This is a genomic window from Martinezella sp. CNPSo 3964 (assembly GCF_057784375.1).
Window position 1 is genome coordinate 377872 of record NZ_JBXSOW010000001.1, and the last position, 23796, is coordinate 401667.

A 23796-nucleotide genomic window follows, 5' to 3' on the forward strand; every position below is an offset into this window, starting at 1 on the left:
TACCGTCAGTAGAGCGGCTCTTCGTAGACGGATTTGCCATCGAGAAGCAGGCTTCTGATATGGGCAGCACCATCGGAAGACACCCGCGCCGCAATGGCGACGCGATTGTCGTTGCGGGCGCTCTCGATATCGTGCCCCTGCCCCTCCGGCACATAATAGCGCTCGATGCCATAGGTGACGCCGACGATCGCCTGGGACGGATCGGTGGCATCGCCATAGAAAACATAGTCGACAGGCAGACTCTTGAGCACGACCGTATCGGGTTTCGCATCGAGCTTGCCGAAGGATGATTCGACGATGCCCCAATAACCATCATCCTGCTTCTTCAGGCGAACAGACAGGATTGCGGCACTTCGGCTCATTTTCGGTGGTCCCTCGACCATCGTCGAGAACGGAACCCGCGAGATGTCGTAGTTCAAGGTCACGTAGTCGCCGCGCAGAAGATCGCGTGGATCGACCGGCGCCGTCTTCAGGAGAATCTCAACGCCGCTGCGCAGGCCCCAGGCCCGCTCGCCGACCATATAGCCGAGCACAGCGGTTTGCAGAGCGGCAACGACGATAGCGGCAATCCAGACCCTGCGAGCATTCCCGTTTGCAACCATGCTCCTGTCAGCCAAATCAGTCATGCCCGCTTCCCCTGCCCGCGATTATCGGAAAAACGCCGTTCCAGCTGAATGACCAGCCAGGCGGCAATCGCCACAAGCAGGCCGGCAACGAGGAAGAACCCCGCCGTGCCGATGATCGAACCGATCGTCTCGCTGGCGAGGTAGAGAATCTCGCAGGAAAAGACAAAATAGGCGAGATAGCGCACCGCGCCATTGTCGCGGCCACTGAGCGTGATGGCGATCACCGAGCTCGCCAGTGTCGCTGCCGCCACGATGATAAGCGGCAATTTGTCTTCGACCCAGACATTGTTCTCAAACGAGCCTTTGCTGATTTCGGCGTGGATCAGAAAGAAGCCGATCGATGCGACGAGAAAGGCATAGAAAGCCGGCGCGGCGCCGGCTGTACGCGCAAAGGGCATCAGCGGCGACGCGGGAATGCTGACGGCGAGGAAAGCCGCCATGCCGAGAGCGGCAAACAGAATCGCGGTATTTAGCCCCTCGTGGCGGCCAAACAGCCATGTCAGCCAGCCGACGAGCATGAGGTAGGCCAGATGCCGGGCGGCCGGCGCGTCGGCATAGCGAACCAGCACAATCAGGACCACGGCCATCAAAGGCGGCATCCAGGGCATCAATCCATACCATTCGTCGAAATGCCCCCAGAGATAGACGCCGCAAAATGCCCAGGCGAGAAAGCCGGCGAGCCCGACCTGCGCCGAGGAGCGAAACGACGCCGCGACAATACAGGCGGCAATGAACCAGACGATCATCATTCTGAGCTCGTCGCCGGACAGATTGTACATTTGGCCGACCAGCGCCATGGCGCCGCCAAAACTCAAGGTGCCGAGGATCAAAAGGCCGGCGGCGAGGATGGAACGCCCACGCACCAGCAGATATGCGGCTGCGAGATAGAAGCCCCAGATCATCGCCACCAGCCCCAGCAGACGGGCAATTCTCGGAAGAGCCTCCCAGTTTGCGGAAATGAAAAGCAATATGGCGAGACCGAGAAGCACGGCCGCAATAATGGTCAATACCCGGCCGGCACTGAAACTTGCCTGGCGACCGTCATATTCGCTCAGTATGGCTTTCGCCGTTCCAGCGTCGACCAGCCCTTTGTCGGTCCAAATTTTCAGATCCCGCTCCAGCCTGCCTCTGTACATGCCCGGCTCCCCTCACTGCGATTCTGCTTGCGACAGAGTTAGCACAAATCGCCACACAATCGATGCGAGCCGGGTGCTTCGGGCGGAAGCTTCGGCTCACAGGAATATGTGTCATATTAATACGGAATTAAGCGATCATAGAGTATGCTCTGGACCGGTAAAGAGATACCGGCAAAAGATATGCGCGCAGCTCATGCCTCCTATGAAATTATTGCGCTGCACAAATTCGAAAAGTCATACTATTTATAGGACAAGAAAGATGGCAGTGGCGTGCCGGACCGGTGCAGATCGGACAAAGCCTGGGGATGAATATCCCGACACCATATTCGGAGCCGCATACTCCTCCTCCCAATGCGCTCCGATCGATTGACGACACTCCTCCTCCCAAGTCGTCAATCACCATAAATGACGCCCACCGCATCCTCCTCCCGCGGTGGGCGTTATTTTTTGTCCACCTAAATCGGTTTATACTCCTCGGAAGCGGGCGAAGCCCTAAGAATGGCTCTCGACGTCAAGGCATGCGGCCAAGCCGACTTTGCGCCCGCCGAAAGCGGCCTTTCCGCCAATCGATCTCCCCAAAACAGCAAGGCTGGCGAAATGATGGCCAAAAGCGGGCAGCACTCTGCAAATGCTTGGGAATGCTGGGCACGGGCTTGAAATGACTCGCCAGCAGCAATCTTCGTTTGGCCGTGATATGCACATAAAGCAGCCACCATCTTGGGCAGATTGCCCCGAAGACTTGCATCTAATGCATAGGTGGCATGAAGCTTTCGCTCTTTTAGTTTTCGCGGCGCAGCATATATTTAAATCCATTAGATCGACGGCGGAACCAATCCTGGAACTGCTCGATCCTGAGATCCTCGAAAGGGACTACAATGAACCTGACCCGCTCCTTCAACAACTGGCGCAAGTATCGTCAGACCGTTAACGAACTCGGCCGTATGAGCTCGCGTGAACTGCACGACCTCGGCATCGACCGCGCCGACATCCATCGCGTTGCTCGCGAAGCCACCGGCCGTTAATCGCCGGATAGGCTTCGCCTTTCAGCGAAAGCCTTCTCAACGCCCGTTGCGGACCTCCGCGGCGGGCGTTCTTTTTTGCCTATCGACTGAGCAAGCGCAGCATGACCAATTCTGCTGCGAGCTATTCCCTATCTGCAAAGCACACAAATTTTGAGCATTGGCGGCTTTTTGGGCGTCATATTGCACAAATGCATAGCAGACGCCTTTTCTTTGCACTGCACAAATCACGTCCTCGCGCCTATATAGAGTGCAAGCGCTGAGGCGGTAATCGTACCGCCCGCAAACAAGATACCAAGGACAAGATCATGAACCCGCTTCGCATTGCAAAGAACTGGATCAGCTACCGCCGCACTCTGAACGAACTTGGCAACCTCTCCAGCCAGACCCTTTCGGATATCGGCGTCAGCCGCTACGAAATCCGCAACATCGCTGCCCGTTCTTTCCGTTAATAGGAACGGACTGAGCAGACTGCCTCAAGACGGCGCCTTTCGGCGCCGTTTTTGATTCCGGCGATTAAACGGCGTCGGGGCCGGAAAGTGCGGCCACTTTTGCGCGACATGCCTTAGCAAAGCATTGGATCGCCGGCCTGCCCGTGATAATGACGCGCGCATGACACAGATCACTTCCCATTCTCCCATTCACATCATCGGCGGCGGCCTCGCCGGCTCGGAAGCCGCATGGCAAATCGCCAATACCGGCGTGCCCGTCATCCTGCATGAGATGCGCGGCGTGCGCGGTACGGAAGCACACAAGACGGACGATCTTGCCGAACTCGTGTGCTCCAACTCCTTCCGATCCGACGATGCGACCAGCAATGCCGTTGGCGTCATCCACGCCGAGATGCGCATGGCGGGCTCGCTGATCATGGCATGCGCGGACAAGCATCAGGTGCCAGCCGGCGGTGCGCTCGCCGTCGACCGCGATGGCTTTTCGGCTGCCGTGACGCAGGCGGTATATGGCCACCCGCTGATCACAGTCGTTCGTGAGGAAATCCAGGGCCTACCGCCCACGCAATGGGACCAGGCGATCATCTCGACCGGCCCGCTGACGGCACCTGGGCTTGCCAGCGCCATCCAGGCTGAAACCGGTGCAGATGCGCTCGCCTTCTTCGACGCCATCGCGCCGATCGTCTATCGCGAGAGCATCAACATGGATATCTGCTGGTATCAGTCCCGCTACGACAAGGTCGGCCCCGGCGGCACCGGCAAGGACTATATCAACTGCCCGATGGACCAAGCGCAGTATAACGCCTTCGTCGATGCGCTGATCGCCGGCGACGCCGTCGGCTTCAAGGAATGGGAAGGCACGCCCTATTTCGACGGCTGCCTGCCGATCGAAGTCATGGCGGAGCGCGGGCGCGAGACGCTGCGCCACGGGCCGATGAAGCCGATGGGGCTGACCAATGCCCACAACCCCACAGTGAAGGCCTATGCGGTGGTGCAGCTGCGCCAGGACAATGCGCTCGGCACGCTCTACAACATGGTCGGCTTCCAGACGAAACTGAAGTATGGCGCGCAGGCGGAAATCTTCCGGCTCATTCCCGGCCTCGAGAATGCGGAATTCGCACGCCTCGGCGGTCTGCATCGCAATACCTACATCAACTCCCCGACCCTGCTTGACCGCTCGCTGGCCCTGAAATCCCGGCCGGGCCTGCGTTTTGCCGGGCAAATCACCGGCTGCGAGGGCTATGTCGAGAGCGCCAGCATCGGGCTGCTCGCCGGCCGTTTCGCCGCTGCCGAGCGTAAGGGCGAAGCACCCTCGCTGCCGCCGTCCACGACAGCACTCGGCTCATTGCTGAACCACATCACCGGCGGCCACATCGTATCGGACGAAGAGCCGGGCAAGCGCTCCTTCCAGCCGATGAACATCAATTTCGGGCTGTTCCCGGAGCTGGAACCTGGCTCGATCGTCAAGCCGGAGGGCGTAAAGCGCTTTCGCGGCAAGGACAAGACGATCATGAAGCGCCAACTCATCGCCAAGCGTGCGCTTGCCGATTGTGCCAAGTGGCTCGGCGTGCAGGCGCCAGTGTTCGCGGAAAGCGCCTGACTATAAGACCTTCGGATTTCAGGTGGTTGCCGGCGGCGCGTGGTGCTCGAGCTTCGCGTCCTCGCCGGCAACATAATTGCCCAGCAGCCAGAGCGAGACTTCCGCAGCTTCCGCCGGCGTCTTGAACTCGAAGGTGCCGTTGTGATGCGGCACATCGAGAAAATCGACCGTCAGGCCGCGACCGGTTCCCGAGATCTTGGCACGCGCCCGGCCGGGCTCGATCAGGTGGACGCTGAAGTGATTGCGCACATTGCGCATGAACCCGGCCTTGTCGTCATGCAGGCGCACGAACACCGCCTGCCCGTCCGCCGTGGTCTGCAGCTGCCGGATCGCCTCGGTCGGAAAAGCGCGGCCGAATTCCAGAATCGCAAGGCCGGTATCGTGCAGGCCGTCTTCCTTGTTCCGCGATGCCATCCGTGTCGCGTAGTAAGCAACGAAGATGACGATCGCAAACAGTATGCACCAGACAACAATACCCACAGCAGATCCCCCTGAAATGCAAATCAAGTGCCCGCCATCTCCATAGACGGCGAGACTTGTGCGAGCTTGGTGTATTTTAGAGTTTCTTTGTGATCGACGCTATCGCCATGCGCAATTGCCGGCGCCATTGCGGCAGCCCCAGGGATTGATCGAAGATGCCGGCGCCGAGCTTCTGCGCCTTCTTCAAGACAGGTTCGGCCAGAGTGACGGGCAGAAAGGCAGGGAATATGGCCGGCGGTATGGTGCCCGCTGCCCTCGCCTTGGCGAGATGCTCACGACCAAGACCAGCAAAGGCTTCGACCGCCGCCGAAATGCGCGGCTTGTCCTCGCCGGCGAGAAAGCTGTCGCGATCGAGCCCGGTTGCCGACAAGATCTCGAGTGGAAGGTAGAGCTGGCCACGGTGGCGATTTAGCGGCATCAGGAGCAGCAGGCCGGCGATTGCCTGCGCGACGCCGGCATGACCGGCGGCATCAGCGGAGCGCTTCGACTCGTCGGCGGACAAGACCAGGCTTGCAAGCTGGATGAGGGCCGACGCAGTCTCTCCGGCATAGCCTTCCAGGCTGCTGCGGCTCTCCATCGGATCATCGTAGAGATCGAAGATGCGGGCATCGATCATGTCGATCAGCGTCTGACGCGGCAAACGGTATTCTTCGATTGCGGTCAGAAGTTCGGAGGCCAGCGGATTGGCTTCGCTCGATCCGTGAGATTGTCCTTCGAGGAGATCGCGCCAGTACTGCATCCGCACTTCGCCGGGCAGCGGCTCATGGACAAGATCGCGAATACGGGCCAGTTCGGCGTTAAAGGCATAGAGCGCAGCCAGCGCCGGACGCTTCTCCTCTGGCGCCAACAGGCAGGCGAGATAGCGGTCGCGATCGGTGTCGCGAAGCGTGGCGAGGCAGATGTCCCGGTTGCTACGGGGCGCAGCTGATGTCGTCATACTCTTGGATCCGAAGGTCAGACAGCGATCAACGCCGCAGCCACGGCACGCGATTCGGAGAGCATGATGTTGAAGGTGCGTACGGCGGCCCCGGTGCTCATCGGGTCGGAGGAAATCTGCTTGGCGCGCAAGGCAGCCTTGAGCTCGGCCGGCAGCGGACGCAGCTCCGTCCCGGTGCCGACGAGCAGCACTTCGATCTCTGCGGCCTCATCAAGAACCTTCTGGAAGCGATCCGGCGTCAGCGCATCGCCCTGCAACATGTCCCAGCCGTAGATTCCGGAAGGCAGGCAGAGCAGAGAGCCGCGATGCGACATATCGGCGAAGCGGAAGCCGCCATTGCCGTAAGCGTCGATCGGTGCGCGCCCCGGGAAATGCGCGTTTCGAATTTCTATTCCTTTTGCCACTATATCACACCGCTGGTTTGCCTGACTGGATATTGCCGGCCGCGGGTCCATTGCTTTCGCCGCCGGTCTGGAACTTGTCCGGACGCAGCTTGAACAGGATCAACACGGGCGCCGCAATATAAATCGACGAAAAAGTACCGACAGCGACGCCGAAAAGCAGAACGAAGGTGAAGGCACGGATCACCTCGCCGCCGAAGATGTAGAGTGCGAGCAGCGCCAGAAGCGTCGTCGCGGACGTCAGGATGGTACGAGATAGTGTCTGATTGATGGAGGCGTCGATCAGGATCGGCAGCGGCATCTGCGAGTAGCGCTTGAGATTCTCGCGCATGCGGTCATAGACAACAACCGTATCGTTCAGCGAGTAGCCGACAATGGTCAGGATCGCGGCGATGCCTGTCATATTGAATTCCATGCCTGATAGCACGAAGAGGCCGAGCGTCAGGATGACATCGTGCAGCGTCGCGATGATCGCGCCGACGGCAAACTGCCATTCGAACCGCAGCCATATGTAGATGAGGATTGCTGCCAGCGCCGCCAGGACGGCAAGGGAGGCTGTCGTGGTGATTTCGCCCGACACGGACGGACCGACCACTTCGACGCGGGAGAAATTGTAATCCTTGCCCAGTTCGTCCTGAACGAGCGAGACGGCGGATTGTTCAGCGTTTTCACCGCCCTCCTGCGCATGGACGCGAACCACCGCACCAAGACGATCGGCAAGCCGTTCGACACGCACGTCGCCCGGAATGACGGCATCAAGACGCGTTTGAATGTCGACAGGATCGGCTACGCCCTGCTTAGCGCGGACCTCGATGATCGATCCGCCGGCAAAATCGATGCCGAGATGCATTCCGACTGTCGCAAAGGCAATGAGCGTGATGACGGACAGGGCGGCCGAGACCGTGAATGTATAACGGCGGATGCCCATGAAGCGGATATTGGCATTGTCGAAAATGCCGCTGCGCACGCCGACAAGCAAAGTGCGGGGCTTGCGGCGCGAAATCCACATATTGACCAGTGATCGCGTCACGAAACAGGAGGTGAAGAAGGTCGAGATAACGCCGACCATGAGAGTAGCGGCAAAGCCGCGTACAGCACCGGTGCTGGCGTAGAAAAGAATGGCCGCAACGATGAGAACGGTCAGATTGGCATCCGCAACGGTCGCCGCCGCCCGGTTGAAACCATGACGCAGCGCATCGACAAGAAGATGGGTCTTCTTTTCCTCCTCACGCACGCGCTCGTAGATCAGCACCAGCGCGTCCAGGCCGATCCCGATGATGAGGACGATGGCGGCGACGCCGGGCAAAGTCAGGGTAATGCCGAGCAGCCCCATCAGCGCTGCGACCATGACCATGTTGATGACGAGCGAAATGGTCGCGATGATGCCGAGCAAGCGATAGAAACCGATCATCAAGGCGGCGACGAAGACCGCGGCGGCAATGCAGGCAATCAGGCCATAACGCGCCGTCTCGCCGCCTAGACCCGGCTGAATGGTGCGCTCCTCGACCGTCGTCAGCGTCGCGGGCAGCGGCCCACTCTTGACCATGACGGCGAGATCCTGTGCCCCCTGGGCGGTGAAATCTCCGGGAACGTCGATCTCGCCCGTTGCGATGACCGTCTTCAGAGACGCTGCGGAGATGACCTGATCGTCAAGCACGACGACGATGATCCTGCCGAGGTTGCTGGCGGTTGCCTGCGCGAAACGATGTGTTGCCTCCGGGGTCAACTTGACCGAGACGGCGCCCTCGCCCTTTTGATTGTCGACGCTGGCGATGGCATCGGAAAAATCTATGTTCGAGAGCAGCGGCTGTCGCTGCACCAGATAACCGACGGGCGGATCGTCTTCGGAAAACAGCACGTCGGACCCGGCAGGCGGCTGTTTGTCCATGGCATCCTGCACCGACATCGATTGATCGATAAGACGGAAGCTGAGTTTGGCCGGCTGGCCGAGAAGATTTTTCAACCGCTGCGCATCGGCAAGATCGGGCACCTGAACGACGATACGGTCAGATCCCTGACGGCGGATCAGAGGTTCCCCGACTCCGAGTTGCGCGATACGGGCGTGGATGACCTTCAGTGCGCGTGCGATCGCCGCCGACACATGACTGTTGATGTCGGCATCGGTGATATCAAGCGTCAGCGCGCCGTTGTCCCCCTGAGACAAGGCGACGGACGGCTTGTCCGGTCCTGATGTCAGCGGCCGCAATGCCGTTAGAGCTGCTTGGACCTGTGCGGGGTCGTTGATGCGAAGCTGGATCTTGCGGCCGGTGCCGGTGAGACCCGAATAGGCGACATTGACGGTGCGCAGCCGGCTGGCGATATCGCCGACGATGCTTTCCAGGCGATCTTTTTCGACGTCACCCCGTTCGATCTTCAGCAGCAGATGCGATCCGCCGCGAAGATCGAGGCCGAGCTCGATCTTTCGATGCGCCCACCATGCAGGAAGGGATGACAGCGCGCGCTCACCAAGCAGGTTGGGAGCGGCCAAAAGCACGCTCAAGAGAACGACGAACCAGATTAGGGCGGTCTTCCACCAGGAGACGTGCAACATCGCTCTCTCGAATTAGGACTTCCTTACTGCGCCCCACCTTCAACAGAAAATGCAAAGGGCGCAGTAACACCTTGAATTTGTGCACAGTCCTTCAAGAAAGTCGATGCCGAATTTCGAAGATACGCAGCGGCGCCGGGCGCCGCTTCCCGCAAAATGCGTTACGCGGCGTCTGCCTTGACGGGCTCACCCTTGACGCGAACCTCGGAAATGGCGCTGCGGACGACGCGGATGCGCACGCCTTCGGCGATCTCGACTTCCAGTTCCTTTTCGTCGATGACCTTGGTGACCTTGCCGACGATACCGCTGGTGACGATCTGATCACCGCGACGAATGTTCTTCAGGATCTCGTCACGCTTCTTTGCCTGCGCACGCTGCGGGCGAATGAGAAGGAAATACCAAACGACCATCAGCGGCACAAACAGGATGATCATTTCAAAGCCGGAACCGCCGAAGGCACTCGCGGCCGAATCTGTTGCGCTCTGCGCATATGCGTTGGTGATAAACATCGAGAACTCCCTTGAACTCCTAGCGGGAACAAGGCCCCGCGTCAGGTGGCCGGAATATAGTTACGCGCTTGGCGAATGCAACAAAAACAGCCGCAAACCGTACCGTTTTCCCGGTCTGTTAGCCTTTCAGCCCCCAAAGGAGCATGATACCCGGCAAGACAGCGCGCGCATTTTACGACTTTCTTGTTCAATATTCAGGAGGAAACGGTGACTGAAGACCAAAACGCCCTGATCCTTGCCGAAGTCCGTCGCCTTGCCGACGCTGTCGAACGCCTGGCAGGGCCGGCGCCGGCCGTCAATGACTGGAATGCCGCGGATTGTTTCGTCTGGGCGCCCGCCCGGCTCTATCTGCAGCCCGTCCCGCGGCCGAACCGCGTGGCGCTCACCCTCATTCGCGGTGTCGACCATGTGCGCGATATCCTGCATGAAAACACGCTGCGTTTTGCCGAAGGTTTCGCGGCAAACAATGTGCTGCTCTGGGGCGCACGCGGCATGGGCAAATCCTCACTCGTCAAAGCGGTGCACGAAGATGTGCGTCGGGCGACCGGCGTTTCGCTGAAACTGATCGAGGTGCATCGCGAGGATATTTCCTCGCTGCCGGTACTGCTCGATATCCTGAAGGCAACGCCGCATCGCATCATCATCTTCTGCGACGACCTCTCCTTCGACCATGACGACACTGCCTACAAGTCGCTGAAGGCGGCGCTGGACGGCGGTGTCGAGGGTCGGCCGGACAATGTGCTATTCTATGCCACATCGAACCGCCGCCACCTGCTGCCGCGCCACATGATGGAAAACGAGCAATCGACTGCCATCAATCCGTCCGAAGCCGTCGAGGAAAAGGTGTCGCTCTCCGATCGCTTCGGGCTCTGGCTCGGCTTCCATAAGTGCAGCCAGGAAGACTATCTGCAGATGATCGACGCCTATGCCGATCACTTCAAGCTGGCGCTTGATCGTGCCCAGATGCATCACGAAGCCCTGGAGTGGGCAACAACGCGTGGCGCTCGTTCCGGCCGCGTTGCCTGGCAATATATCCAGGATCTCGCCGGCCGGCTGCGCATAGTGCTCGACCGCGACTGATCTTCGAGACCAAGCCATAAACGACAAAAAGCCCGGCTTTGACCGGGCTTTTTGCAGAGTCCTTGAGACGCACTACCTATTCAAGGAACGTCATTGGGTTGACCGGAGCCGAATTCTTGCGGACTTCGAAGTGCAGCTGCGGCTGGCTGACATTGCCGCTCATGCCCGAAGTCGCCAGCGTCTGGCCGCGCTGGACCTTCTGTCCACGGGTCACGCTGAGCGCATCGGCATGGCCGTACACTGTGACCGTGCCGTCGTCGTGGCGGACGAGGACCGTGTTGCCGAGCTCCTTCAGGCCGTTGCCGGCATAGATGACGACGCCGTTCTCAGCAGCCTTGATCGGCGTCCCCTCGGGAACCGAGATGTCGATACCGTCGTTACGGCTGCCATTGACGTTGGAGCCATAACCGGCGACGACCGCACCGCGGACCGGCCAGCGATATTTGCCGATACCGGTTGCCTCCGGCGCATCCGCCTGCGCATCGGACTTGGCGGCGTCATTGATGGACTGGCTCGGCGAAGCAGAGGCAACTTCCTTCGGCTTGGCAGCGGCATCGGGTGCAGCATCGGCATGGGCAACAGCCTTGGGTGCCTGCTTGGCAATCGGATCAGCTGCAGCCTGCTTCGGCTCGACGGGGAGTGCGCCCGGCTTGACTGACGCCTTCTGCGGTTCGATCGAAGCGGTCTTGACCGGATCCGCGGAAGCAACGGCGCCATGCGGCAACGCGATTGCCTGCCCGATGCGAATGCTGTCTCCGGCCTGCATGTTGTTCGCACGCTTCAGTTCGGCGACGCTCACGCCGCTTTCCTTGGCAATTCTCGCCAGAGAGTCACCCGGCTTGACGACATAGGTACCCTTCGGGGTCGGGCCTTTGCCATTACCGGCGGCGAGCTTGTTGGGGTCAGCAAGGCCAGCCTGAGACTTGCCGCGCATCTGATTGCCGGACGGCAACGCGAGCGCTTCCTGCTGCGGCGCCTTGGCCGGACCAGGCATCTTGCCGCCCTTGGAAAGGTCTGTCGCTTCAGAGGCCATCTTGGCTGGGCCTGAGACACCTGCTCCATTCATCGTCGGGATGACGATCTGCTGGCCTGGCTGCGCGGCAGCACCGTTACGCAGGCCGTTCGCGCGCAGGATTTCCTTTTCCGGAACACCGTAGCGGCGCGACAGCAGCGCGATATTCTCACCCTGATGCAGCGTCACGCTCGGCGCATTGACCGTGGTCCAGCCGGGAGACATCTGTTGCGCAGCAGCTGTCTTGATCGTACCCGTCGACATGGTGTCGGGAGCGAGTGCCGGCGCGGCGCGGGAGCCATTGTTGCGCGATGCCGGGAACGGCTGCGCCATCGCCTCCGATTCCGCCTGCTGCACCCGACGAGGACTGCCGGTGCTGGCGGAAGCGCTCGGAGCAGCAAGATCGGCGCGCTGAATTGCGACAGGAGCGGTCGAAGCCCGTGCGCTGGAATAGGACGGGTTATAGCGGGCCGGCGAGTTCGGGTAGGGTTGCGATACCGGCGCACTCTGCTGCGAATAATCCTGCTGGCCGTAGCCGCCTGCCTGGGCGACGTCGGCGCGGGGCACCGGATCCCCGTTCGGACCATTCAGGCTACGGCGATTGATCGAGCCGGTCGTTACGTTGTCCGTCTTGTTGAAGAGACCGCTGAAGCGAGTCGTATCCGAACTACAAGCTGTGGCAGTGCTCGCCAGAAGGATGGCCACCAGGACTTTCCCTGCCGATTTGCTGCCGTTTGAAGAAAGACTGAAACCCATGACTCGACCCACTTAAGACGCAACCGATTATGGGTCGATTAAAGCGCGTTAATCTTACCATGCGGTTAAAGCACTGGTGCGGCATGTGTTTTTTTGAGGAATTGCTAACCATAGAAAATGAAACGGCGCCAATGCGCCCGTTTCATAAGGCATCAGCCCGAATGGAGCCTCAAAGATACGAGGCGAGCATGGGTACGATGGGCTGATAGGGAACGTCGAATAATTCTTCGCGTTCGAATCGGCTGCCGGTTTTCGTCAGGCGAACGAGACGGCAGACATCGTCCGACACCAGCAGCGGCGCGATCATCGATCCGCCGGACACAAGCTGCTCGGCGTAGAAGCGCGGCATGGTCGGGAATGCGGCCGTCACCAGAATCCGGTCAAAGGTGCCCTCACCCGGCAGACCAGAGCTGCCATCCGCCTGACGGATGATGACGTTGCGCAGGCCGAGCGCATCCATACGCTGCTGGGCCGATGTCGTCAGCGTCTTGTAGCGATCGACCGTCAGCACGCGTTCGACGATTCGCCCCATGACCGCGGCGGTGAAACCGCTCCCTGTGCCGATCTCGAGAACGCGATGACCCGGCTTGATCTTCAAGCCGTGGAGAATCCGCACGACGAGATCGATGCCTTCCATGAAGGCGCCGCAGTCGATCGGGATCGTCCGGCTGGAATAGGCATCATCGGCAAATTGCACCGGCACAAAAGGCAGGCGCGGTGTCTGCTCGACAGCCGTCATCAGGTCGATGTCCAATATGCCTTCCGCCCGCAACCGCAACACCACGGCCGCAAAGCCTTCCTTTTCCACCAAGCGAGGTGTCAATCCGCTACTCCATACCGAGCGCCCGCGCCACGCGGTCTTGTGCCGAATAATCCGTCAAATCGAGTTTCAAAGGCGTTACCGAAATACGATTTTGTTTCAACGCCTGAATATCAGTTCCGGGACGGAAGATACCGCTTCGCTCGCCGAAGCGAAGCCAATAATAAGGAAAGCCGCGGCCATCGGCGCGCTCCTCGACCTGCACGTTGAAGGCAAGATTGCCCTGTGCAGTCACTTCCGTTCCGTCGACTTCGTCGGGGCGGCAATTCGGAAAATTCAGATTGAGGAAGGTACCATCAGGCAGATCGACATTCATGAGCTTGCCGAGCAAAGCGGGCGCATGTGTTTCGGCGACTTCCCAGGGCACGACCCGCGCACCGTTGTCATAGACATAGGCCTGACTCAGTGCAAAGGAGCGCACGCCCTGCAGCGTACCTTCGATCGCGCCGGCGATGGTTCCAGAATAGGTGACGTCGTCGGCGACGTTGGAGCCGGAATTGACGCCGGAAAGCACGAGATCCGGCTTGATATCCAGCACCTTGCGGATCGCCATGATGACGCAATCGGTCGGCGTTCCCCTGAGCGCATAATGCTTGTCGGAGACCTTGCGCATGCGCAACGGCTCGGAAAGGCTCAATGAGTGAGCAAGGCCGCTCTGATCCGTCTCCGGCGCGACGACCCAGACATCATCGGACAGTGTGCGGGCGATACGCTCCAATGCCGCCAGACCTTCGGCATGAATGCCGTCATCATTGGTCAGAAGAATACGCATCGCCCCACCACCCGATTATGCCGCTTTTTCAATCCTCTTCAGACCACCCATATATGGCAGGAGTGCGTCGGGGACAGTGACCGAACCATCGGCATTGAGATAATTCTCAAGCACGGCGATCAGGCAGCGGCCGACGGCCGTGCCGGAACCGTTCAGCGTGTGAACGAACTTGGTGTTCTTGTCGTCCTTGCCGCGATAGCGCGCATTCATGCGCCGCGCCTGGAAATCACCGCAGACCGAGCAGGAAGAAATCTCGCGATAGGTATCCTGCCCCGGCAGCCAGACTTCGAGGTCATAGGTCTTGCGCGCGCCGAAGCCCATGTCGCCGGTCGAGAGCGTCATGACGCGATAGTGCAGGCCGAGGCGCTTCAGCACCTCTTCGGCACAAGCCGTCATGCGTTCATGTTCGGCAATGGAGCTCTCGGCGTCGGTGATCGATACCAGCTCGCACTTCCAGAACTGGTGCTGACGCAGCATGCCGCGGGTATCGCGACCGGCGGAGCCTGCTTCCGACCGGAAGGACGGGGTCAGGGCCGTGAAGCGCAGCGGCAGCTTCTCGTGATCAAGGATCTCGCCGGAAACGAGATTGGTCAGCGAAACCTCTGCCGTCGGGATCAGCCAGCGACCGTCCGTGGTCCTGAACAGATCCTCTGCAAATTTCGGCAGCTGGCCGGTTCCGAACATCGCCTCGTCGCGCACAAGCAGAGGCGAACTGACCTCAGTGTAACCATGCTCGCCGGTATGCAGATCAAGCATGAACTGACCGAGCGCCCGTTCGAGGCGAGCAAGCTGTGCCGTCAACACCGTGAAGCGCGAGCCGGAGAGCTTTGCAGCGCGCTCGAAATCCATGTAGCCGAGCGCTTCGCCGATATCGAAGTGCTCTTTCGGTTCATGGTTCCAGGTCGGCTTGGCGCCCCAGGCGTGCTTGACGACATTGTCGTGCTCGTCCTTACCGACCGGCACGTCCTCGAGCGGGATGTTCGGGATACGCGACAGCGCGTCATGGAGCTCGGCCGTCAGCGCACGCTCTTCCTCTTCCTGAGCCGGAAGCGAGACCTTGATGTCCGCCACTTCGGCCTTCAGCTTTTCGGCGAGTTCGCTGTTCTTCTGGGCCATCGCTGCGCCGATCTCCTTCGAGGCGGCATTGCGGCGGGACTGCATATCCTGGACGGACTGAATGACGGAGCGGCGCTTCTCGTCGAGCGCGATGAGGCTTTGCGACTGAGGCTCCGCACCGCGCTTTGCAAGCGCTGCATCGAAAGCTTCGGCATTCTCACGAATCCATCTGATATCAAGCATCTTCGTTCCAGGTCGTTTGACATGAGTATAACTCCGACCGAGGTCTCGGTCGGAGGTCGAAACGGCAATAGCTGGGAAACGAGGCTGAGCCTTCCGCGCCTAGACGTCGTCCGTCTTGGTGATCTCGGAAGCCCCGCCACTCTCTTCAAGCGTTTGCCGGCTACGCTGGCGTTCCACGAGTCTCGCCGCGTAGATGGAAATCTCGTAGAGAAGGATCGTCGGCAGTGCAAGACCGATCTGGGACATCGGATCCGGCGGCGTCAGCACGGCGGCAACGATAAAGGCAAAAACGATGGCGAACTTGCGCTTTTCCGCCAGCCATGCCGACGTCAGCAGGCCAACGCGCGCAAGCAGCGTCGTGATGACGGGCAGCTGGAAGACGAGGCCGAAGGAGAAGACCAGCGTCATGATGAGGCTCAGATATTCCGAGACCTTCGGCATCAACTGGATACCAACCTGACCGTCACCGCCGGTCTGCTGCATCTTCAGGAAGAACCACATCACCATGGGGGTGAAGAAGAAGTAGACCAGCGCGGCCCCCATCAGGAACAAGACGGGGGACGCGATCAGGAACGGAAGGAAGGCGCTACGCTCGTTCTTGTAGAGTCCCGGCGCTACGAACTTGTAGATCTGGGAGGCTATGATCGGGAAGGAAATTACCAGCGCGCCGAACATGGCGACCTTCACCTGGGTGAAGAAGAATTCCTGCGGTGCCGTGTAGATCAGCTCGGACTTGGCGAGATCGAGATGAGCCCATTCGACGGCCCATTTATACGGGTAAACCAGGTAGTTGAAGAGATGCTTCGCAACGGCGAAACAGCCGATAAAGGCAATGAAAAATGCCACGATCGACCAGATGAGCCGCGTGCGCAATTCCATGAGGTGTTCGATAAGCGGTTGCGGCTTATCGTCGATATCACCCGTCATGCCTGGTCCTTCTTCTTGGGCGTTTTAGGCGTCACCTTGCTGGCTGTAGCGGTCGGGCGCTTCCTGGGAGCTGGAGGCGTCTTTTCTACGGCGGCAGTGGTCGCGACCTTGCGCGGGGCGCGCTTTGGTTTTTCCGTCACGACGGGCGTCTGGGGTTTTTCCGCCACGACGGGCGTCCGGACGGCGGCGGCGGCAACATCGTCGAACTTGGTGACAGCTTTTGGGCGCGGCTTGCGCACGGCCTTCGGTTTCTCGACAGGTTCGCCGGCAACAACTTGGCTCGCCGCAGCGACTGGCTGCGGCGCGGGTGCCGCGACCGGGACAGGATTGCTCGACGCAGACGTAGCCGCCAGGGCTTCCGGCAGGCCGGACGAAACACCCGGAACCGGCTCGGATGGCAATGGCGTCGCGGCAGGCGCTGCTTTGTCCGGTGTTGCCGCACGCTGCAGATCTGCCTTTATCTCATTGCCCATATCCCGGAGCGGATTCATGGCTTCCCGCAACGAGTTGACCGGATTGAGCTTCTGGGCATCGGCGATTGTCTGGCGCACGTCGTCCAGATCCGCCTCGCGCATGGCTTCGTCGAACTGGGCACGAAATTCGCCAGCGACCTTCCTGGCTCGCGCCGTCATCTTACCGATCGTCCGCAAGGTCGATGGCAATTCCTTGGGGCCGATCACCACCAAGGCCACGACGGCAATAATCACCAGCTCGGACCAGCCTATATCGAACATGCAAAGGCTCCTGGGCCAACGGCAAGCCTCTCAGCTTGGCGCCTGCCCGACATGATTACTTCGTTTCGTCAGCCTTGTGCTCGACAGTACGGGACGCCGTCGACGTGGATGTCGACGTATCTTCGTCGTCGTTCATGCCCTTCTTGAAGCTCTTGATGCCCTTGGCGACATCACCCATCAGCTCCGGGATCTTTCCACGGCCGAACAACAACAGCGCGATGGCCAGGACGATCAGCCAGTGCCATATGCTTAGAGAACCCATTGCTTTAACTCCCAATTACAGTGTCTTTCCGATGTAAGACGTTTGCGGATGTTTTTCAAACACCAAAATGTACTGCATCCACGCATATCGGGATGACGAACGCCTATGCGGGCGATCAAACGTCTCCAAGCCGAGAGGATGATTATTATATTCGCACCCGCTGATGGCAAAAGAGAGACTTTGCCGGCGGTTTCGCGAAAATCTTGAGACAGGCTTACAACCCACCGCGCAGGCCAGCCAATCAATCGCCGGAGCTTGCGTCGCTTGGCGGCAGGATGCCAAGCTCTTCCAGATCCATCTGCGTGATCGGATCTTCGTCTTCGGTCAGTTCATCGCTCATCAATGGCGAGGGAATGTTGAAATTGGCCGGAATCCGACCTGACAACAACCCCGCCCCCTTCAGCTCTTCGAGACCGGGCAGATCGCGCAGCTCTTCCAGGCCGAAGTGATCGAGGAAATCTCGTGTCGTGCCGAGGGTCACGGGCCGCCCCGGCGTGCGACGGCGGCCGCGGAAGCGGACCCAACCAGACTCCATCAGGACATCGAGCGTGCCCTTGGAGGTCTGCACGCCCCTGATGTCCTCTATCTCGGCGCGCGTGACCGGCTGATGATAGGCGATAATGGCAAGCACTTCCAACGCCGCGCGGGATAGCTTGCGCACCTCGCTCTCATCCCGGCGGATCACGAAGGAAAGGTCTGCTGCCGTCCGGAAGGCCCAGGCGCCATCCACCTGAACCAGATTGACGCCACGCATGGCGTAGTCGGTCTTGAGCTTCTGCATGACGGCGGGAATATCGACCCCACGCGCGACGCGTTCGGCGATGAATGCCTCGGAGACGGGCTGGGCGGAGGCGAAGACCAGCGCTTCGGCGATGCGCTCGGCCTCGCTCAGCCGACGATCGTCGAGATCGGATGTTTCCGCCTCGAGCTCCAAATGCTGATGTTCGCCGTCCGGTTCGCTCACGCTCTTCCCTACCCTATTCCGCTGCTTCCAGCGACGAATGCTTCGGCCCGCGCCGCATATAGAGCGGTTGAAACGCGCCTTCCTGGCGAATTTCCAGCTGCCCTTCGCGCACCAGCTCAAGCGAAGCGGCAAACGCGCTGGCGATGGCCGTTACCCGCTCGCTGGCCGTCGTCATATAGCTCAGCAGGTAATGTTCCAAGGCTGTCCAGTCGGTGATCTCGCCGATCATCCGGTCCAGAATCACGCGGGCATCGGCCAGCGACCAGACGCGGCGCTTCTCGATCGTCACCTGTGTCACGGCCTGGCGCTGACGCAGGCTGGCATAGGCCGTCAGGAGATCGTAGAGACTGGCGTCGAAGGCCGACTGCCGCCGGTCCGGAATATGCTCTGGCGCACCACGCGCAAAGATATCGCGGCCGAGGCGATTGCGATTGACGAGGTCGGTTGCCGCGTCGCGCATGGCCTCGAGGCGCTTGAGGCGGAAGGCGAGCGTTGCCGCCATCTCCTCGCCCGTCGGCCCGTCTTCCTTGCTCTGCTGCGGGATCAGCAGCTTGGATTTGAGATAGGCCAGCCATGCAGCCATGACGAGATAATCGGCCGCGAGCTCGATGCGGATGCGCCGGGCACTATCGATGAACAGCAGATATTGCTCGGCAAGCGCCAGAACGGAGATGCGGGAGAGATCGACCTTCTGATTGCGCGCCAAATGCAGCAGCAAATCGAGCGGCCCTTCAAAGCCGGCAAGGTCCACGACCAGCGACGGCTCGTGCGAGCCGCGTTGCGCCTCGCCTTCCTGCCAGAGCTTGTCCATCGGCGTTGCCGCCTGCTGAAGCTTGTCCGTGCTGCCGCTCACCTTGTCACCCGTCCGTTCCTCGAAGTCCGGTTTTACGCCACTGCGAACATCGCGTCGAATTCCGCCCGAATAGAGGCTTCATCGGCGCCGTCATTTTTGCCGAAAGCCGCTTCGACCGCCTTGGCTCTTGCCAGCGATGCACCCGCCAACACCGGAACATTGCGAACCACCTGCCGCATCTCGTCCATGACGCCATTGCAATGCAGCACGATATCGCATCCGCCCGCAATAATATTTGCTGCACGCTCGCCAATCGTGCCCCTCAGCGCGTTCATCGAGGTGTCGTCCGACAAAAGCAGGCCCCGGAAGCCAATATGGCCGCGGATGATCTCCTCGATCACCTTACGCGAGGTCGTCGCCGGGTTTTCCGGATCGATATCGGTGAAGACGACATGACAGGTCATCGCCATCAGCTCATCCTTGAGCGCCACGAACGGAGCGAAATCATGTACTTCCAGCTCCGCGCGCGGAACCGAGACGACAGGCAGCTCGTGATGCGAATCGGCAAAGCCACGTCCATGGCCGGGCATGTGCTTCATGACGGGCAGCATACCGCCGGCCTTCAAGCCCTCCGCCGCAGCACGCCCCATCTCCGTCACCGTCATGGGATCGGCGCCATAGGCGCGGTTGCCGATGACGTTGCTCGATCCTTCCACAGGAACGTCCAATACGGGCAGGCAATCGACATTGATGCCGAATTTCAGCAAATCGAAGGCATGGAGACGCGACATCAGCCATGCAGCGCGCAGACCGCGCGCGCGATCCTGGCGATAGATGTCACCCAGCGCCTGTCCCGACGGGTAATGCTGCAGGATCGGCGGGCGAATGCGCTGCACCCTGCCGCCTTCCTGATCGATAAACACCGGCGCATGGCGCCCGACGCTGTCGCGCAGGGACGCTACGAGATCGGCGATCTGCGCTGGCTCGGAAATATTGCGTCCGAACAGGATAAAGCCCCAGGGCTGCTCCCCATGATAGAAGGATCGCTCTTCGGGCGTGATGGTGTGGCCGCTACAGCCGAGGATCATGGATTTCGATTCGGTCATATCCGAATCATAAGGCTTACGCTGGGAAATGCGAGTGACGTCAAGCCGGGATACACAGGAACAACCAGCTTTGACCGGCTATTTCGGCAATCAAGCGCGCATTGGCGGTATGTGGTAGACAAGGGAACGGTACTTGGGATTTGTCCTGTGCCCCCTCACCTCGCCGCCATAAGCTTCGGCTATCCGCCTGCTGGCAATATTCTCCTCTGCCACCGGATATTCGAAATATCGAATAGGAAAACTCTCGCTTGCCCAACCGATAATCGTGCCGATCAATTCGCGGCCGAATCCCAGACCGTGCGCTTCGCTGCGAAGCCAAATTCCAAGCTCCGGCGTTCCGGTCAACGCCGCGTGCACACCGATAACGCCCAGAAAACGATCGTCATTCCTGCTCCGCACTACGAAGTGGAATTCCGAACCATCTTCGATCGTCTTGAGCCATGACCGCCACACATCTGCAAATGCAGCCTCTGTCTCAGGCGGATCCCAAGCCATGTGCCGCGTAATCTCAGGCGATATGCTGGCAAAGATGTCCGGAGCATCTTCAGGAACAAAAAGCCTGATGGACGCTCGACGCGTCGATAGCTGGAGATGCCGCATAGTTCGCCATGTCCCACGCTTAGCTCGCCAAAAGCAAATCCGCCCGTAGATTGATCTCTGCGGGCGGATTTTTCAACTTTCTCAGAACAGCTGGGCCTGAAAGCCCAATCGACTACTTCGAGATCAGGCAGGTGCCGCCAGCGGCGCGATAGCGCGTGCAGATGGCCGCGGCCTCATCCTTCGAGCCGGCGACGACACGGACGCGATAGTAGGTGCCCTTGCCGGCGATATCGGCCTTGCGGATCTCCAGCGGATGATTGCCGATGACGCTGGCGAACTTGACCTTGAGGTTCGCCTGCGACTTCTGAGCGTCGGCTTCGGTCGGCAAGGACGCGATCTGGACGCCGTAGGCGCCGCCACCTGCAGCGGAGGTCGCAGCCGGGGCTGCCGCCGGGCTAGCCGATGCGACCTGCTTCGGCTGAGCCTTGGGCTGAGCTTGGGCTTGGGCTTCCTGGGCCGGAGCAGCCGTATTGGCCTTGGCGGTCGGCTCGGGGCGTGCCGTCGGAACCGGGTTCGTCTTGACGACGCGGATCGGCGTGCTTTCGGCGCTGGCAGCATCGGTGTTATCCGACGGGGTTGCTGCCTGAGTATTTGCCTGAGACGGGCGCGGAGTGGTCGATGCGACCTGATTGTTCGCCGGCTTGACGGCTGCGGTCGTCGTATCGGCGACCGGCTCGTCGCGCGGCACCAACGAGCCATCCGGCTTGACGATCATCGTGCGCACCTTGCGCGGAGAGACCGATGGCACCTGATCGTCATTGTTGGCCGCGACATTGGTGTTTCCACCATTCTGGTTCGGCAGCAGGCGCGGATCTTCCGTTTCACCGACCGGCGTCGACGTGACCTGATCGCCGTCGCTGTCGTCAGGCGATACGGCTTCGGGGATCAGCGTCTTCTGGACGACATCAACCGGCTGCTCGTTGGAGGAGACAAGCTCCTTCTGCTTGGGCGCCGCGGTACCATCGCCGGCAACGCGGTCGTAGACGGCCTTGTCCTGATTCGGAACGACGGTGCCGCCCGGATTTTCCGGAGCGACCTTTATCGGATCGCTGTCGGCCGCGATCACGCGCGGCTCGCCGGAGAAGCTGGAGATCGGAGCGCCGTGGCGGATCCAACTGTAGGCGCCATAGGCACCGACGCCGAGAACCGCGATGACAGCAGCAGTCGTCACCATGCCGCGCACGGAGCGAACCGGCCGACGGCTACCCGCAGCCGGGTTCAACGTCATCCTGGCGACATTCTCGACCGGATTGGAGGCTTCGCGATAGCTGCGGCGGAAGTCCTCTTCCAGCGCACGCTCAAACTCGTCGAACTCCTCGATCGGCTGCTTTGCGACGGGTGCAGCAGACTGGGCAACCGCATTCTTCGACCAGGACGCCGCGACGGCGGCACCGCCAAGTGCGGCGGCGACGGCCGGCTTGATCGGCTCGGGTGCTGCTTCCTTGGCCGGAGTGCCCAGCAGACTCGCCATTTCCGAATCGAGATCGAAATCAAATTCCGACGGAACCGCAATCGGCTCCTCCGGCTCGATCGCCGGCAGATGCGGAACATGCGAACCCTCGAAGGTTTCGACACGATCCTCCGTCTCGGCGATTTCCGTGGGATCGAATGGCAAAGGCTGATCGGCTTCGAATACCGGCGCCGCCTTGCTCGCGGCAGGTACGACGCTTGCAGTTGGTGCAACCGGTTCTGGGGCAGCCTGCATCGGCTGCGGTACTGTAGCGGCAATCATTGGGGCGGAGGGCACCGGAGCAGCAGGTGCAGGCGCAACGGGCGTTGCGCGGGAAAGGATCGGCTCCGCGATCGGAGCGGCCGGAGCCGGCTGCCATGCGGCGGGAGACTTTTCAGCTTCGGCGAAATCGAGACCGGCGAGCTCCATTTCAATATCAGCCAGATCGAATTCGAAGTCCTGACCGGCGAAGGGGTCTTCCGCACCAAAGGTAATCGGCTTCGGCTCTTCATGCCTTGCTGCAGCCGCAGGAGCGGCGGGCAACTCTGCAGGCTCAGAAAACGAGACACCGAAATCGCCGAAATCCGGCTCTTCCTTCGCTGCAGGCGTATTGGCCCTCGGCGGAACCGGATAGCGATTCACGTCGGCCAGCAAAGCATCGATCTCAGCGGAAAGCGCAGCCGGATCGGCCTTCACGACCTTTGGCGGCTCGGGCGCCTGGAAGACGATCGAAGCCGGCTGGGATGCGGAGGCCTGCGGGGCAACCTCCGAAGCGCGCGGAAGCTCGACAGGATCAAACGCTTCGAAATCAAGGGCACCGTCGAACAGCGCTTCATCGGACGTGGTTTTCGGCGCCGGCTGGGCAACGGCAGGCGCTGCAGCCGGCGTGAACTGCTCACGCGAGGCAGCGGGCGTTGCCAGGGTAAAGTTGGCAAGCGGCAGCCGTATGGTGGCGGCGGCGGATTGCGGCGTCGGCTTCAGCACCGGAGCAGCCGGCTGCGGCTCGACAGGTGCGGTCTTCTGTGTCGGCTGCAGAACCGGCGCAATCGACATTTCCAGTTCGTCGATCAGATCGCGAGCGCCGATCGTCGGCTTCACCGAAGCAGCAACCTGCGGAGCAGGCTCTTCAAGCTTCGGCTCGGGAAAAGTTGGCTCGACAAAGGTCGGCTCGGCCCGCACAGGCTCGGCGGAATGCACAACCTCGTCATGGCTTGGCGGCGACACCTGTTCCGCCGGAGCGGCGATGTCATTTGCCGGACTCATTCGCGGCGTATCGTAGCGCTCGAATTCGCGAAGAAGCTCGTCTTCCAGGTTGAAGGCCGGCTCCTGCCGCTGAGCCGCAGGAGTTGCCTGAGCAGCGGGGCGCGGCTCAAAACCCACGATACGAGCGAGTTCTGCGAGCGGATCATCATCCGCAAAGAACTCGTCGTTTCCGCTTGCGCGATACGCCAACTGTTTTTCTGCCATCACCCGTTCCACTCGCAAACACTACAGTTAATGCCAGCGCAATGTGGGT

General features: G+C 60.5%; 23 protein-coding genes. 4 read left to right on the top strand and 19 right to left on the bottom strand.

From position 1 onward, the window contains the following. Positions 1-5: 5 nt before the first annotated feature. Together AC13Q5_RS01850 and AC13Q5_RS01855 are read right to left on the bottom strand one after the other, a co-directional pair. Complete coding sequence (locus AC13Q5_RS01850; RefSeq protein WP_488500724.1) at positions 6-626, bottom strand: GDYXXLXY domain-containing protein; 621 nt, start codon at positions 624-626, stop codon at positions 6-8. Then, the gene (locus AC13Q5_RS01855) at positions 623-1762 is read right to left on the bottom strand and encodes a DUF2157 domain-containing protein (RefSeq protein ID WP_488500725.1); all 1140 of its coding nucleotides are present in this window, start codon (positions 1760-1762) and stop codon (positions 623-625) included. The genes AC13Q5_RS01850 and AC13Q5_RS01855 overlap by 4 nt, the downstream gene beginning before the upstream one ends. 875 nt (positions 1763-2637) lie before the next feature. Here AC13Q5_RS01855 and AC13Q5_RS01860 point away from each other — a divergent pair. The 3 genes from AC13Q5_RS01860 (at position 2638) to trmFO (ending at position 4830) form a co-directional block, all read left to right on the top strand. Then, positions 2638-2784, top strand: a complete 147-nt coding sequence (locus AC13Q5_RS01860; protein ID WP_015339702.1) for a DUF1127 domain-containing protein — start codon at positions 2638-2640, stop codon at positions 2782-2784. Positions 2785-3089: 305 nt separating this feature from the next. After that, positions 3090-3233 (top strand): DUF1127 domain-containing protein, encoded by a 144-nt coding sequence (locus AC13Q5_RS01865; protein ID WP_015339701.1) that lies wholly within the window; start codon positions 3090-3092, stop codon positions 3231-3233. Positions 3234-3393: 160 nt separating this feature from the next. Then, positions 3394-4830: a methylenetetrahydrofolate--tRNA-(uracil(54)-C(5))-methyltransferase (FADH(2)-oxidizing) TrmFO gene (trmFO, locus tag AC13Q5_RS01870; protein ID WP_488500726.1), complete on the top strand. Its 1437-nt coding sequence runs from the start codon at positions 3394-3396 to the stop codon at positions 4828-4830. A gap of 18 nt (positions 4831-4848) precedes the next feature. On the opposite strand, the gene AC13Q5_RS01875 is transcribed toward trmFO, so the two are convergent. From AC13Q5_RS01875 to yajC, 5 genes are all read right to left on the bottom strand, one after another. Beyond that, entirely contained in the window at positions 4849-5310 is a 462-nt protein-coding gene (locus tag AC13Q5_RS01875) for a hypothetical protein (RefSeq protein WP_075852464.1), read from the bottom strand. A 76-nt stretch (positions 5311-5386) separates the two neighbouring features. Next, positions 5387-6247, bottom strand: a complete 861-nt coding sequence (locus AC13Q5_RS01880; RefSeq protein WP_075852463.1) for a phytoene/squalene synthase family protein — start codon at positions 6245-6247, stop codon at positions 5387-5389. A 17-nt stretch (positions 6248-6264) separates the two neighbouring features. Continuing rightward, a complete protein-coding gene (locus AC13Q5_RS01885) occupies positions 6265-6651 on the bottom strand; it encodes an Mth938-like domain-containing protein (RefSeq protein WP_075852462.1) in 387 nt (128 codons plus the stop codon). Between the two features lie 4 nt (positions 6652-6655). Further along, positions 6656-9199, bottom strand: coding sequence for a protein translocase subunit SecDF (gene secDF / locus AC13Q5_RS01890; RefSeq protein ID WP_457882361.1), 2544 nt, complete (start codon positions 9197-9199; stop codon positions 6656-6658). 158 nt (positions 9200-9357) lie between these two features. Then, positions 9358-9705, bottom strand: coding sequence for a preprotein translocase subunit YajC (gene yajC / locus AC13Q5_RS01895; RefSeq protein WP_047634659.1), 348 nt, complete (start codon positions 9703-9705; stop codon positions 9358-9360). A gap of 207 nt (positions 9706-9912) precedes the next feature. Here yajC and AC13Q5_RS01900 point away from each other — a divergent pair, with 207 nt between their 5' ends. Then, complete coding sequence (locus AC13Q5_RS01900; protein ID WP_457882362.1) at positions 9913-10785, top strand: ATP-binding protein; 873 nt, start codon at positions 9913-9915, stop codon at positions 10783-10785. A 76-nt stretch (positions 10786-10861) separates the two neighbouring features. Here AC13Q5_RS01900 and AC13Q5_RS01905 read toward each other — a convergent pair whose 3' ends face one another. The 12 genes from AC13Q5_RS01905 to AC13Q5_RS01960 all read right to left on the bottom strand — a co-directional run bounded on the left by AC13Q5_RS01905 (position 10862) and on the right by AC13Q5_RS01960 (position 23747). Continuing rightward, on the bottom strand, positions 10862-12553 hold the full coding sequence (locus AC13Q5_RS01905; protein ID WP_488500727.1) for a peptidoglycan DD-metalloendopeptidase family protein: 1692 nt from the start codon (positions 12551-12553) through the stop codon (positions 10862-10864). Positions 12554-12722: 169 nt separating this feature from the next. Continuing rightward, on the bottom strand, positions 12723-13376 hold the full coding sequence (locus AC13Q5_RS01910) for a protein-L-isoaspartate(D-aspartate) O-methyltransferase (RefSeq protein WP_075852459.1): 654 nt from the start codon (positions 13374-13376) through the stop codon (positions 12723-12725). A gap of 4 nt (positions 13377-13380) precedes the next feature. Then, on the bottom strand, positions 13381-14145 hold the full coding sequence (gene surE, locus AC13Q5_RS01915; protein ID WP_075852458.1) for a 5'/3'-nucleotidase SurE: 765 nt from the start codon (positions 14143-14145) through the stop codon (positions 13381-13383). Positions 14146-14160: 15 nt separating this feature from the next. After that, the gene (gene serS / locus AC13Q5_RS01920) at positions 14161-15444 is read right to left on the bottom strand and encodes a serine--tRNA ligase (protein ID WP_488500728.1); all 1284 of its coding nucleotides are present in this window, start codon (positions 15442-15444) and stop codon (positions 14161-14163) included. Between the two features lie 99 nt (positions 15445-15543). Further along, positions 15544-16371: a twin-arginine translocase subunit TatC gene (gene tatC / locus AC13Q5_RS01925; protein ID WP_075852456.1), complete on the bottom strand. Its 828-nt coding sequence runs from the start codon at positions 16369-16371 to the stop codon at positions 15544-15546. Then, a complete protein-coding gene (gene tatB / locus AC13Q5_RS01930) occupies positions 16368-17105 on the bottom strand; it encodes a Sec-independent protein translocase protein TatB (protein WP_488500729.1) in 738 nt (245 codons plus the stop codon). Before tatB ends, tatC begins: the two co-directional genes overlap by 4 nt. Positions 17106-17160: 55 nt before the next feature. Beyond that, on the bottom strand, positions 17161-17367 hold the full coding sequence (locus tag AC13Q5_RS01935; RefSeq protein ID WP_075852454.1) for a twin-arginine translocase TatA/TatE family subunit: 207 nt from the start codon (positions 17365-17367) through the stop codon (positions 17161-17163). 241 nt (positions 17368-17608) lie between these two features. Continuing rightward, complete coding sequence (gene scpB, locus AC13Q5_RS01940; protein ID WP_488500730.1) at positions 17609-18331, bottom strand: SMC-Scp complex subunit ScpB; 723 nt, start codon at positions 18329-18331, stop codon at positions 17609-17611. 13 nt (positions 18332-18344) lie between these two features. Then, complete coding sequence (locus AC13Q5_RS01945) at positions 18345-19142, bottom strand: segregation and condensation protein A (RefSeq protein WP_075852662.1); 798 nt, start codon at positions 19140-19142, stop codon at positions 18345-18347. Positions 19143-19216: 74 nt separating this feature from the next. Next, positions 19217-20230, bottom strand: a complete 1014-nt coding sequence (gene nagZ, locus AC13Q5_RS01950; RefSeq protein WP_488500731.1) for a beta-N-acetylhexosaminidase — start codon at positions 20228-20230, stop codon at positions 19217-19219. 90 nt (positions 20231-20320) lie between these two features. Next, positions 20321-20830, bottom strand: coding sequence for a GNAT family N-acetyltransferase (locus AC13Q5_RS01955; protein WP_075852452.1), 510 nt, complete (start codon positions 20828-20830; stop codon positions 20321-20323). A gap of 112 nt (positions 20831-20942) precedes the next feature. Beyond that, the gene (locus AC13Q5_RS01960; protein ID WP_488500732.1) at positions 20943-23747 is read right to left on the bottom strand and encodes an SPOR domain-containing protein; all 2805 of its coding nucleotides are present in this window, start codon (positions 23745-23747) and stop codon (positions 20943-20945) included. Positions 23748-23796: the final 49 nt, after the last annotated feature.